The organism is Paraburkholderia sp., from assembly GCF_024281035.1.
Taxonomy (GTDB): domain Bacteria; phylum Pseudomonadota; class Gammaproteobacteria; order Burkholderiales; family Burkholderiaceae; genus Paraburkholderia.
On record NZ_JAMXLH010000050.1, the window covers coordinates 178,506 to 190,932 of the forward strand.

13 protein-coding genes are annotated in these 12,427 nt (G+C 63.7%); 6 read left to right on the forward strand and 7 right to left on the reverse strand.

Annotated elements, in window-relative coordinates:
* Nucleotides 1–90: 90 nt before the first annotated feature.
* Complete coding sequence (locus tag Q0L30_RS17060; RefSeq protein WP_296658718.1) at nucleotides 91–1,008, reverse strand: LysR family transcriptional regulator; 918 nt, start codon at nucleotides 1,006–1,008, stop codon at nucleotides 91–93.
* Between the two features lie 107 nt (nucleotides 1,009–1,115).
* Between Q0L30_RS17060 and Q0L30_RS17065 the strand changes: the two genes are divergently transcribed.
* The 4 genes from Q0L30_RS17065 to Q0L30_RS17080 all read left to right on the forward strand — a co-directional run bounded on the left by Q0L30_RS17065 (nucleotide 1,116) and on the right by Q0L30_RS17080 (nucleotide 3,750).
* Nucleotides 1,116–1,688: a cytochrome b gene (locus Q0L30_RS17065; protein ID WP_296659001.1), complete on the forward strand. Its 573-nt coding sequence runs from the start codon at nucleotides 1,116–1,118 to the stop codon at nucleotides 1,686–1,688.
* A gap of 42 nt (nucleotides 1,689–1,730) precedes the next feature.
* Nucleotides 1,731–2,300 carry a YceI family protein gene (locus tag Q0L30_RS17070; protein ID WP_296658720.1) on the forward strand — a complete coding sequence of 190 codons (570 nt, stop codon included), beginning with the start codon at nucleotides 1,731–1,733 and terminating at the stop codon, nucleotides 2,298–2,300.
* A gap of 80 nt (nucleotides 2,301–2,380) precedes the next feature.
* Entirely contained in the window at nucleotides 2,381–2,962 is a 582-nt protein-coding gene (locus Q0L30_RS17075; RefSeq protein WP_296658725.1) for a YceI family protein, read from the forward strand.
* A 359-nt stretch (nucleotides 2,963–3,321) separates the two neighbouring features.
* Entirely contained in the window at nucleotides 3,322–3,750 is a 429-nt protein-coding gene (locus tag Q0L30_RS17080) for a hemerythrin domain-containing protein (RefSeq protein WP_296658728.1), read from the forward strand.
* Between the two features lie 241 nt (nucleotides 3,751–3,991).
* On the opposite strand, the gene Q0L30_RS17085 is transcribed toward Q0L30_RS17080, so the two are convergent.
* From Q0L30_RS17085 to Q0L30_RS17110, 6 genes are all read right to left on the reverse strand, one after another.
* Nucleotides 3,992–5,203 (reverse strand): porin, encoded by a 1,212-nt coding sequence (locus tag Q0L30_RS17085; RefSeq protein WP_296658730.1) that lies wholly within the window; start codon nucleotides 5,201–5,203, stop codon nucleotides 3,992–3,994.
* 60 nt (nucleotides 5,204–5,263) lie between these two features.
* Complete coding sequence (locus Q0L30_RS17090; protein ID WP_296659003.1) at nucleotides 5,264–5,719, reverse strand: TIGR00725 family protein; 456 nt, start codon at nucleotides 5,717–5,719, stop codon at nucleotides 5,264–5,266.
* Between the two features lie 70 nt (nucleotides 5,720–5,789).
* Entirely contained in the window at nucleotides 5,790–6,617 is an 828-nt protein-coding gene (locus Q0L30_RS17095; RefSeq protein WP_296659006.1) for an ABC transporter permease, read from the reverse strand.
* Between the two features lie 70 nt (nucleotides 6,618–6,687).
* Complete coding sequence (locus Q0L30_RS17100; RefSeq protein ID WP_296658733.1) at nucleotides 6,688–7,776, reverse strand: extracellular solute-binding protein; 1,089 nt, start codon at nucleotides 7,774–7,776, stop codon at nucleotides 6,688–6,690.
* A gap of 96 nt (nucleotides 7,777–7,872) precedes the next feature.
* Nucleotides 7,873–8,940: an ABC transporter ATP-binding protein gene (locus Q0L30_RS17105; RefSeq protein ID WP_296658736.1), complete on the reverse strand. Its 1,068-nt coding sequence runs from the start codon at nucleotides 8,938–8,940 to the stop codon at nucleotides 7,873–7,875.
* A 7-nt stretch (nucleotides 8,941–8,947) separates the two neighbouring features.
* Nucleotides 8,948–9,787, reverse strand: a complete 840-nt coding sequence (locus Q0L30_RS17110) for an ABC transporter permease (RefSeq protein WP_296658739.1) — start codon at nucleotides 9,785–9,787, stop codon at nucleotides 8,948–8,950.
* 161 nt (nucleotides 9,788–9,948) lie between these two features.
* On the opposite strand from Q0L30_RS17110, the gene Q0L30_RS17115 reads away from it, so the two are divergent.
* Together Q0L30_RS17115 and Q0L30_RS17120 are read left to right on the forward strand one after the other, a co-directional pair.
* Nucleotides 9,949–10,893 (forward strand): LysR substrate-binding domain-containing protein, encoded by a 945-nt coding sequence (locus tag Q0L30_RS17115; protein WP_296658741.1) that lies wholly within the window; start codon nucleotides 9,949–9,951, stop codon nucleotides 10,891–10,893.
* Nucleotides 10,894–11,625: 732 nt separating this feature from the next.
* Nucleotides 11,626–12,324, forward strand: coding sequence for a hypothetical protein (locus Q0L30_RS17120; protein ID WP_296658744.1), 699 nt, complete (start codon nucleotides 11,626–11,628; stop codon nucleotides 12,322–12,324).
* Nucleotides 12,325–12,427 lie beyond the last annotated feature (103 nt).

Consider the following 12,427-nt stretch of genomic DNA (forward strand, 5'->3'; position numbering starts at 1 on the left):
GCATGCTACGGCTGCGCGGCGCCGCGGTGTGCAGTGCATCGCATTGCATTGCATTGCAGCGCGTCGCCGCTTCACAGCGCCGATGGGCGATCACATCGCGTCGGGCGTCTGTCCTGCGGGCGGCGCACCGCTCGAGAGATAGTGGCTGAGCCAACGGCCTGCCGGCCCGGGGGCATCGTCGACGCGATGAATCAGCGAGATGTCGTAGCTCACCGAGCGCTGGTCGGCGAGTTCGATGCGCACGAGGCGTCCGGCTTCGATGTCGTCACGCACGAGATGCACCGGCATCGATCCCCAGCCCAGCCCGGCCAGCAGCAGCCGATGCTTCGCGCCTAGATCGCCGAGCTTCCATGCGCGATTGCTGTACACGCCGAAGCTCTGTCCTTCGGTGAGGCGGCTGCGGTCCGTGATCACGAGTTGCGTGTGCTCGCGCGCGTCGGAAATGCGCACCGGCTGGTCCGCCCGGGCTAACGGGTGGCAGGGCGCCGCCACGAACACGAGTTCGACCGTGGCGATCGACTTCGCCTCGATCACGTACGGCCAGTTGTTGTTTTGTCCGCTGATCCCGAACGCACAGTCGCCGTCGAGCACGAGCTTGAGCACGCCGCCAAGCGCTTCCATCGTGAGGTTCAGCGCGACCGTGGGAAACGCGTCCACGAAGGCCTGGAGCGCTTCGACGAGCCGTTGTGACGGAAACATCACGTCGACCGCCACCGAGACTTCGCCCTCCAGCCCGCGTTGCAGCCCGGCCGCCCGCGCGTTGAGCTGATGCATCAGCAGATCGAGGCGGCGCGCGTCGGCAAGAATCGCGCGGCCTGCGCTGGTCAGCTCGGGCTTGCGCTTGCCGCGCTCGAAGAGCGGCACGCCGAGCAGCGCCTCCAGATTCGCGATCGTATAGCTCACCACCGACTGCGCACGATCGAGCCGCCGCGCCGCCGCCGAGAAGCTGCCGGTTTCGGCGACGGCGATCAGCGCCCGAAGTTGTTCGATGCCTGGCGAGCGATCCATCGGGAATCTATCCAAAAAGTGGATGGTAATGATCCATTTTATCTAATTGTTTGAATAGATATCCCCTGGTACAGTGCGCATTCGCCGCACCCGGAGCCTTTTGCATGATGAATCAACCCCTTTCGCCTGGTTTGCCCGCTCGCCGCTACAGTGGCGTCGCGATTCTGTTGCACTGGCTGATTGCTGCGCTGATCGTCTGGGGTTTTGCGCTCGGCTGGGTGATGACCGACATCCCCGGCATCACGCCCACCAAGCTGCGCTACTTCTCCTGGCACAAGTGGATCGGCGTGACCGTGCTTGCGCTCGTGCTCGTGCGCATCCTGTGGCGTGCGACGCACACCGCGCCCGCACTGCCCACGTCCACGCCCGCGTGGGAGCGCCTCGCCGCGCATGCGGGGCACGGGGCGCTCTATGTGCTGATGCTCGCGATTCCCGTGACCGGGTATCTGTACAGCTCGGCGGCGGGCATTCCGGTCGTGTATTTCGGCGTCTGGCCGCTGCCCACGCTGATCGGCCCCGACAACGAGCTGAAGGAGGTGCTTCGCACGGTCCATGTCCTGCTCGATTACGCACTGCTCGCCGTTGTGGTGCTGCACGTGCTGGCGGTCGTCAAGCACCAGCACCTCGACCGCCAGAACATCCTCGCCCGCATGCTGCCGTTCGGCCGCGTGCGCGACTAACCCAACATCCCTGCAAAGCCCTTCACCAGCGAATCGACTGCCATGACCAAACGTCTCGTCCTTACCGCTTCCGTAGCCGCGCTTGCGGCGGCTTTCAGCATGAGCTTCATCGTGAACGCCAGCGCTGCGGAGCAAGCTTCCAAGACCACCGTTTCCGCGGTTTTCAAACAGATGAACGTGCCTGTGGAAGGCCGCTTCAACCGCTTCAACGCCGACGTGCGCTTCGATCCGGCCAACGTCGCCGCGGCGAGCGCGAAGATGGACATCGAGGTTGCGAGCTTCGACCTCGGTGCGCCCGAGTACAACAAGGAAGTCGCCGGTGAGTCGTGGTTCGACGCCGCGCGCTTCCCGCGCGCGACCTTCGTCTCCACGCGGATCTCGCCGTCCACGAATGGCGCGTATTCGGTGGCGGGCAAGCTCACGATCAAAGGCAAGACCACCGACGTCGTCGTGCCCGTCAAGTACAGCAAGAACGGCGCGAACCAGGTGTTCGACGGCACGCTGCCGATCAAGCGCCTCACGTACGGCATCGGCGCGGGCGAGTGGAAGGACACGTCCATCGTCGCCGACGACGTGCAGATCAAGTTTCATATCGTGACCGCTGCGCACTGATGCGCACTGGCGCTTCGTTACATCCCGCTTATCCGGCTTATCTCCGCTTATATCCGTTAATCCCCAACAGGAATCACGTCATGAAGACCACGCTTTTTGCAGCCGCCGCACTCGCCGCAGCCATCGCAACGCCCGCGTTCGCGGCGCCGACCACCTACAACCTGGACCCGTCGCATACCTACCCGAGCTTCGAGGCTGATCACTTCGGCGGCGTCTCGGTGTGGCGCGGCAAGTTCACGAAGTCCTCGGGCACGGTTGTGCTCGACCGTGCGGCGAAGACCGGCACGGTGGACGTGACGATCGACGCGACGTCGATCGACACGGGCGATGCAAAGCTTGACACGCATGTGCGCGGGGCCGAGTTCCTCAACACGGACAAGTATCCGACCGCAACGTACAAGGGCACCTCGATCCGCTTCGTAGGCGACAAGCCGGTGGAAGTGATCGGCTCGTTCACGCTGCACGGCGTGACGAAGCCGCTGAATCTGAAGATCGATTCGTTCAAGTGCTTCATCAACCCGATGCTCAAGCGCGAAGTGTGCGGCGCAGACGCAAAGGCCGAGTTCAACCGTGCCGACTACGGCGTGAACTGGGGTGACTCGTACGGCTTCAAGATGGCGACGACGCTGCAGATCCAGGTGGAAGGCGTCAAGGCCGATTAAGCCGATTAAGCCGATTAAGCCGACTACGCCGATTAAGCCGGCTGAGATCCGGCGACCGGGCGTTGCGCTGTCGTGAGACGGCGCTTCGTCTTGTTGTGAAGCGAGCCCGCGCAGATGCTATGCGCGGGCTTTTTTGCATTCAGCGGCGAAGCGGGGCAGGCGGGCGTAGTCGACGGGGCGGGATGTGAAGCGGGATGTGAAGCGCGATGTAAAGCGGGACGTACAGCGGGATGTGAGTCGGGAAAACCCCGAAATATTTGCGGGAATACGGGGGAATATCAAAAGGTGGGCGTAACATACATGTATGAAGTTTACATGTTTAAGGCCTTCCGGCTCCGGCGAGTGACAAACATTCCCCGTTGGCGGACGATCGTCAACCCAACTTAGACCAAAAAAAGACCATGTCACTCATTGCACACTTGAAAGACGAACACCAGGAAATTTTCGCACTGCTTGAAAAGTGCCAGACGCTGGGTATGACCGATGAGGGGAGAAAGAATCTGAGGCAGGCGCGCAACCTGGTTGTGTCGCATCTGGCTCGCGAAGACAGCAAGTTGTACCCGCAAATGCAGGCTCACGCGGAAACGAAGGACCTGGCGGTATCGTACGCATCGGAGATGAAGGACATTTCGAAAGAAACACTGTCGTTTTTCGATGCGCTTGAAAAGGGCGAATCCGGGATGGACTTCGCTCGCAAGATGGGCAGCACGATCGCGCATCTTCGCCAACGCATGACGCGCGAAGAGGTGCGCCTGTACACGGCTTTCGAGCGGCATTGCGCCGCCTGAGAGGCGAGGAAGATTCGAGGAAAAAGCACGGACGGGAATCAGGTGTTTATTGCGACGGAAATTAGCCAGTAATTATTCGTCATCCTGATTTAGGCGGAGCGTAAATGTCGTGTGGTGTGTGATTACGTGATGATGTTCTGCGCGCAGGTTCGCGACATCCCCACTCCGACGAATGACGCACCAGAACAGCACGTCACATGGCCGGCGACGCGGCCCCTCCTACCGCGTCGCCGGCCGCTCCTCAGAAGCGGTGGACGATACCCACGCCGACGGCAGTCTGGCTCGGTGACGACGACGGCGAGCTATTGAAGCCATCGCCGATCGTTGCCGTCGCGGTGACGATCTTGCCGTCGGACAGCGTTTTGCCGTTCGCGCGCTGGTACGCCTCGACCGCGTAGACGCCGGTACGCTTCGACAGCGAGTAGTACTGCGCCATCGTCACCTGTTGATACTGCGCAGCGCTCGAGACGCCGTTCGCACGTGTGGCGTGCGTATAGCTGTAGCCGCCTGCCAGGTCCAGCGACTTGATCGGACGGTAATGCAGTACCGTGCCCACCGTGTTGAAGATCGCCGTATCGCGGAACTTCGAGCCTGTGCCCGGGACGTACTGCACGTTCGAGTACTGCGCCGACACATCGAATGCGTCCGAGAAGCGATAACCGCCCGTCACAGCGATGCGCTGCTGCCCCTGCGCGGTCTTGTACCCATTGTTCAGTGCCGAGACGCCCAACTGCTCGGTGCCCCCGTTCCCGTTCTGGGTCGCGGAGTCTTTGCCCCACTCGCCGCCGCCGAGCGTTGAGTTGTTAATGCGTTGAAAGGCCGCGGCGAGCCCGACTGGCCCGTTCTTGTATTGGAGGCCCACGCTCCAGGTCGAGCCCGCGTTGAAGCGGCCCGGCACGCCGCCGAGCGCGTACGACGCGCCGAGCTTGAGGCCGGACACCGTGGGCGAAATATATACGAGCGAGTTGTTGGTGCGATAGGTGGTGTCGAGCCCATCGATGTCACCCGGATGCGCGCCGAAGTGGCCGGTCCGGTTGTTGATGGGGCTCCACGGCGACAGAAGCGTGTAATAGGCCGTGTACTGGCGGCCAGCCGTCAGCGTACCGTAGGTCGTGTTGGACAGACCCACCCACGCCTGCCGTGTGAACATCCCGCCGCCCTTCGCCCATTGAGAGGCGCCGTTTGTGCTGTCTGCCCCGGCCTCGAGCGTGAAAATCGCCTTGGTGCCGCCGCCGAGATCTTCGCTGCCTTTCAGGCCAAAGCGGCTACCCGACCACATGCCCGAGCGCATTTTCACCACCGAACGCCCGCCGGAAGTCGAGCCCCGAGAGGTCGAGCTGCTCTGCCAGAGAAGGCCGTTGTCGACGACCCCGTACAGCGTGACGTTGCTCTGCGCTTGCGCGCAAAGAACCGTGCCGCCGAGGACGCACGATGCAATTATGGTTTTCTTCATGTCAAGTAGTCCTTTTTAATTAACAAGGGTTTTTGCTGCGGTTAAGCCGGATTCCCCGTATCAGGCGAGCATGGTCAGCCAGCGCGCCGCGCGGACGAGCAGCACGTCCGCCGAAGCAAAAGTCTCGACGCCCGCGACCAGCGGAGCGCCGCAGGCCGCGAACACCGGCTTGCCCCATTGCAGGCCGAGCGCGATTTCGGACAGCGTGCCGAGCCCGCCGCCCACTGCCACGAGGCAAAGCGACGAGCGTGCGATGAGTGAGTTGCGTGTGATGCCGAGCCCGGTGGGCAGGGCGACGCTGAGGTAGCGATTCGCGCGTTGCGCGTCGTCCTCCGGCAGCAGCCCGATTGCGACGCCGCCCGCCCGATGCGCGCCGCGCGCGGCCGCTTCCATCACGCCGCCCTTGCCGCCGCCGACGATCGCAATCCCGGCCCGCGCGAGGGCATGGGCGATGGTTTCGGCGACGCGCGTTTGTTCTTCGGTTGCCACGCGCGGGCCAATTACGCCGACCGGCATCACGTGCCGGTTCGCACTGCGTTGACGCGCCGCGAGATCCGCAAGTGCGCCCTCTACGAGCGTTGCGCGTTCAGTCGTGCCGAGGTCTGACAATCCATTCCCCCATCGCTAGAACACAGGTGCAGAGCGCCGTCAGTACGATCGACAGGATGGCGGCCTGCGAGAAATCGGTTTGTCCGTCGGAAAACTTCAGGTACATGAGGAGCGGCAGGATATTGATCTGCGTACCGGCCAGTGCGACGGCGGTGCCGTAGGTGCCGAGTGCAATCGCCGCGACGAGGCTCCAGGCCGCCGCCACCGACGGCCACAGCTCGCGCCAGGCCACGTCGAACCAGGCGCGCCACGGCCGTGCGCCGAGCGTCACGGCCGCGTCGAGCGGCAGCCGGTCGAAGTTCGCGAAAGCCGGATAGAGCATCAGCGCGACACGCGGGATCAGGTAGTACGCGTACGCGATCACCAGCCCGAAGAGGGTGTAGATCGCGCCGCCGACGCGCGCCGGATCGGCACCGAGTTTCGCGAGCAGCATGGTCACGAAGCCGGCGCGACCGAACGCCAGGATGAAGCCGTAGGCGATCACGAGCCCCGAGAACGCGAGCGGCACGCCGAGCGCCGCGAGCGAGAGCCGCCGCTGCGCCGGCGACTGACCGGCGAGCGCGATTGCCAGGGCGATGCCGACCGCCGTCGATAGCGTGCTTGCGGCCGCCGCGAGTGCGATCGAGCGGACGATTGCGTCGGTCACCAGCGGATCGCCGAGCACCGCACCGAACGCCTCGCCGCCGTCGTCGAACGCGGCGACGACCAGCGCCGCGAGCGGCAGCGCAAACGCGACCGCGAACAGCGCGGCGGCGGGCGCCGCACCGAAGCGGCGCAACGGGCCAGCATCGCGGATATCGAGCATGGTGGACATTGAGCGTCGCGTCATCGGCGGCCGTGGCGGTCGTTGTGGTCGTCGCGGACTGTCATGCCGCTCAGTGGCCGAGCGTCGCCTGCGACCAGAGCTGGTCGACCTGCGCCTTTTTCGCCGCCGCCTTCGCAACATCGAGCAGACGCACCTGCGGCGCGTTCGGCATCTTCGCGGCGACCTCCGGCGTGAGCGTGACGCTGGGCACGGACGGCCTCACGTAGCCCTGTGCGAACAGTGCCTGCCCGGCGTCGCTCATCACATAGTTCAGCCAGAGCTGTCCGGCAGCCGGATTCGGCGCGTTCTTCACGAGGCTCATCGCGTACGGCGCGGACACGCTGCCGTCCTGCGGAATCACGACCTCGACCGCGTCGCCCATGCCGTCTTTGTACTTGGCCTTCAGGCCGTCGTTCTCGTAGCCGATCAGGACGGGAATCTCCCCCTTGACGAACTTCGCGTAGGGCGATGTGCCCTCGATGCGCAACACGTTGCCGGCCGTCTTCAGCTTGCCGAAGAATTCCGCACCCGGCTTCGGATCGTCGACGCTGCCGCCCATCGCGTAGGCCGCCGCGAACACGGCCACCTGGCCCTGTCCGGCCGAGCGCGGATCGAGGTAGACGACGCCATTGCGGTAATCGGGCTTGAGCAGATCGGACCAGCGTTGCGGCACCTCCTTCACGAGCTTCCGGTTGACGAGGAACGCGATATTCAGCGAATGCACGGTGAACCAGCGGCCCTCCGGATCGCGAAACACCGGCGGCAACTTGTCGAAGTTCACCGGCTTGAACGGCGCGACCACGTCCCTGGCCTTCGCATCGAGCGCGGAAGCGGCGAAGTAATAGGCCGTGTCGGCCTGCGGACGGCGGCGTGACTTGTCGAGCGCGACGACCGTCGCGGCGGAGCCGATGTCGTTATAGGTGATCTCGACCAGCGGATAACGCTTGCGGAAATCGGCGAACAGCGATTTCCAGTTGGCCCACTCGGGGCCCGTATCGAACGAAACGACCAGGCCTTCGTCGGCGGCCTTCTTGTAGAGCGCTTCCTCGCCGGGATAGAGCGGCGCTGACTGCGCAGCATGGGCGGGGCACGCGAGCAGCGCGCCGAGTGCAAGCGTGACGGTCTGTATGCGTTTGATCAGGGTGAGTTTCACTAGCATCGTAGTAGTCCTGAATGTGTGGCAGATGTTTACCGAAGCGAGCGAGCGTAGGAATTTAGTCGAGTCGGGTGGAACCGGAGTGGGCCGGGCGCGCGTTCATTCGCGCGGCGCGGCCGGCAGCACGCGTAGATGGCGCGGCTCGATCGCGATGCTGTGCGTCGCCACGACAGGGCCTTCGCCGAGCAGCGGCGTGGCCGTGCCGCTTGGGCCATTCGCGCCATTCGTGCCGGCCACAAGGAAGTCGTAGCGATGCGTCGAGCCGAAGTAGCGAACGATGCCGTGCGTGCCGTGGATCCGGTTTGCGCAGCCGTGCTGCGGATCGGCTTGCACGTGCTCGGGGCGCAGCAGTAAATCGACGGCGTCGCCCGGGCGATGCGCGCCCGTCGCGGCGCAAAGGGTCGTGAAGCCGACGTCGATGCGATCGGTGGCGACCACACGTCCGCTCAGAACTGTCGAATGGCCGATGAAGCGCGCGACGCGCACCGAAGCCGGAGCCTCGTACAGTTCGCGTGGCGTGCCGACCTGCAGCACGCGTCCTCCGTCGACGATTGCGACACGGTCGGCCATGCTCAACGCCTCGTCCTGATCGTGCGTGACGAACAGTGTGGTTGCGCCGCAATCGCGCTGCAGCGTGCAAATTTCGTCGCGCAGTTGATGGCGGATGCCCGCGTCGAGCGCCGCGAGCGGCTCGTCGAGCAGCAGGACGCGCGGCTCGATCACCAGCGCGCGGGCCAGTGCGACGCGCTGCTGCTGGCCGCCCGACAGGTGCGCCGGGCGCCGGTCCGCATGGCTCGCCAGGCCCACGCGGTCGAGCATCGCGAGCGCCTGGCGGCGTCGCTTGACGCTGTCCATGCCGCGCATCTTCAGGCCGTAGGCGACGTTGTCGGCCACGCTCAGGTGCGGAAACAGCGCGTATTGCTGAAAAACCACGCCGACGCCGCGCTGCCAGACCGGCTGGTCGGCCACGTCCTGCCCGCCGATCACGATGCGGCCGGTATGGCCGGTCAGCAATCCTGCCGTGAGGCGCAGCAGCGTGGATTTGCCCGAACCGCTCTGGCCGATCACGGCCAGCAGTTCGCCGGGGGCGGCCTTGAGGGAAATGTCAGTGACGCCGTGCGATGTACCCGGATACGTGTAGCTGACGGTGTCGAATTCGAGACTCATGATGTCATCACTTCAGTCGTTGGACGGTGGTGATCGAGACGAGCGTCGCGGCGACGGCGAGCACGAGCAGCACGACGCTCGCCGCACAGGCGAAGCCCGAGGCGCCGTAGAACGCCTGCAGCAGCACGACGGGATAGTTGCGGTAGCGGAAGCTCGCGATCAGGTTCGAGATCTGGAACTCGCCGATCGACAGCGCGGCGACCATCACGAGGCCCGCGAACAGGCTGTGGCGCAAATTCGGCAGCGTGATGGTGAAGAACTGGCGCAGCGGCGTTGCGCCGAGCGTGGCCGCGCAGGCTTCGAGCCTCGCGAGATCGAGATGGCGCAGGTCGGCGAGCAGTGTCTGGAGCAGGTACGGCAGCGTCAGCACCGCATGGGCGGCGATCATCAGCCACAGCGTGCCGAGCCACGGCAGTGCGTCGCCGCCGAACACGGCGATATAGCCGAAACCGAGCGTGAGCGCCGGCACGGCGATTGGCAGCAGCATGACGAGCCGCGCGGCGAGCCCGCGCCCGTCACGGGCACGGTGATGAAGCGCGTAGGCGAGCGGCACGCCTAACACGGCATTGAGCGCGCAGCAGGCCAGCGCGACGGTGAGGCTGACGCCGAACGCACGGCGAAAGCTCGTGTCGGTGGCGAGATCGGTGTACCAGTGCCCGGTGAAACCGGTTGGCAGCAACGTGTTGATCCAGCTCTGGCCGGTCGAGCCGATCAGGAGCAGTGCGATCGGCAACAGGAGGTAGAGCGCGAACAGGACGACGACGGCACGCACCAGCGCGCGGCCCGACGCTGGCGCGCGATAGCGGCGGCGAATGGGAAGATCGATGGCGCCGGCCGTGGAATGCATTGAAAATTCCCTGAACGAGCGGGTAAGACGGCGCGGAACCCGGATGACCCAGTCAACGGGTTTCGCGATGACGGGCGCCAGTGTGCTGTTGCGACATGGCGTCGTCATGAAAAAAACATACAAAGGGCGCATCGACCTTTGCGAATCAGGAATACTACGTAATGAAGCATGTGTATCCGAATCTGGCGGAACTGAGTGCGTTTATCAGTTCCGCTAAATATTTGAATTTCTCGTATGCGGCGCGCGAACTGGGACTCACGCCGAGCGCGGTCAGCCGCCAGATCGCCAGTCTGGAGGCGCGGTTCGGTGCGAAGCTGTTCGTGCGCGAGGGGCGCAACCTGTCGTTGACGCGCGCCGGGGAGGTCTATCAAGCGAGTGTGGCGGGGCCGTTCCGCGAGATCGGTAATGCCTCGCTCGCGCTTCTAAGCGTGCGCGACGACAACGACCTGCTCACCATCGCGAGCGTGCCGACCTTCACGAGCAAGTGGCTGGTGCCGCGGATGCCGTCGTTCCTTGCGGCGGTGCCGAACGTCACGCTGAGTTTCCGGCGCCATCTCGCGCACGGCGATCCTTTCCCGGCTGGACTCGATGCGGCGATCCGCTACGGCGATGGCCTCTGGGAAGGCGTGCGCAGCGATTATCTGGCCGGGCGCACCTTCGTGCCGGTCTGTTCACCCGGATTCGCGGCGCACCATACGCTGCGCACGCCGGACGACCTCGCGGCCGCACCGAGGCTCGTGCATGAACAGGCCGCAGCCGTCTGGTTCGAATGGTCGCAGACCTATGGCGTCACGCCCATGAACGCGTTCCTCGGGCCGCGATTCGAGCAGTATGCAGTGTTGATCCAGGCTGCGCAGGCCGGACTCGGCGTGGCGCTCATGCCGGAATTCCTCATAACCGCGCCGCTCGAGGCGGGTACGCTTGTCCAGCCTGTTGATGCGCCAGTCGATGTGGATAGCCACGCGCACTTTCTCTGCTACACGCCCGAGCGCTTCGATACGAGTACGGCGCTACGCCAGCTGCGTGCGTGGTTGCTTGAGGAGTGCGCGGCGCACGGTGGGGATGCGGTGGCAGCGAGCGCGCCGGCTGAAGGGGCGGTTTGTTAGGCTGGCGGTTGGGCTCCTGGTTACTCTCAGATCGCCCGGCTGTTCGACCGGAATCAATTAACGGTTAAGCGGATTCGGGCGGAGGCAGGCGGAATACAACCGGTACGGCGATATCGCTCGACTTGTGCCGATACTGCTGGCGCTAGAGGACGAGTATTCACGGCAATTTCAATGCTCCCGGGAATCGATGCGAAAGTTTCGAGCCGCCCTATCAAAACGTCGAATATGCAAATCGCATTATTTTTTGTGTTTTAAAAAAATAGCAATAAACACCAATGCGATATAACAGGTTGGGTGTCTGTCGACCCGCTTTTCCGGGCACATATGCGCAGGCAGCGTGTCGCCACAGCATCGCGTAGAGACAGGTTTTTCGACGGCAATCAATATTTTCAAAAATCGCAAAGAAGAAGATGTGTAAAACGTTTGCGATATAAGCACTATTAAAACGTCGCGTTTTCATCGGTTATCTGAATCAAATATTTTTTAATTCACTGGATTGATTCGCGGATAACGTCTTAAGATGCTGGGGTTTCGCCGGGGGTATAAAGAAAATCGCAGGTATCGGAACTGTGTCTTCAGTGGTTTCTATCCGAATCTGAATAGACGTCACACGCACATTGGACCTGTGTGCGCGGAGTTGCCGGGGCAGCTCAATCGAGCCATAACAATCAAGAGGTGAGAATGAGAAGGGAGAGAGCGACGGGGAGTGCATGGGCGGCGGTCGTTGTTGCCATGCTCTTCACAAACGGGGTAGCCAACGCGCAGGAATCCGCCAACGACGAACTGAATGCGTGTGTCAAGCACGAGCAGTTGGTGACAACGGCGAAGGGCGTCGGCATCGGGGCGATCACCGGACTGACGGCGATGCTCGCGACGCACAAGAACAGCGACGCAGGCAAGGCTGCGTTGATCGGGGCTGTCGCGGGTGGCGTCGCGGGCGGCATCGCGGGTTTTGCCACCGCCTACTACACAGCGGTCGATACCTGTTTCAAGAAGAATCCTTCGTGGATGCCGGAATCGGACATCCAGCGCACCAAAGATTACGACAACGTGCGCAAGCAGATCCACTATCGGACCGCCCAGGGCATCGTCACGCGTGTTGAATCCGTAAACGTTGCGGGCCCGGTCAAGGCCGACAGCCAGGCCGAGGTGGACACCGCATTCATCGTCATGACGCCGAACGGCGCGGAAACACCCGTCACGCTCGAGCGCAAGCTTTTCGTCGTTGATGGCAGCAAGGAGACGGAAGTCCCGTTCCCGGGCCGCACCACCGAGCAGCGCACATTCGAGCCGGGCGAGCAGAAGGACGTCGTGCGCATTCCGATCCCGCACGACGCCAAGGCCGGTAGTGTGTACCGCGTGCAATTCAGCGTGGCGGCCGGCGACAAGCCGCCGGTGGTCGCTTCGCAGCAATTCACCGTGACCGAGTAAGCGGCGTGGGCCTCGCGGGCCCACGGCTCTTGCGGACCTGACAACCGGAAAATGCGCGTCGCCCTCTCGGAGGCGCGCGCCCGCCGCCACACCCACTGCCAAT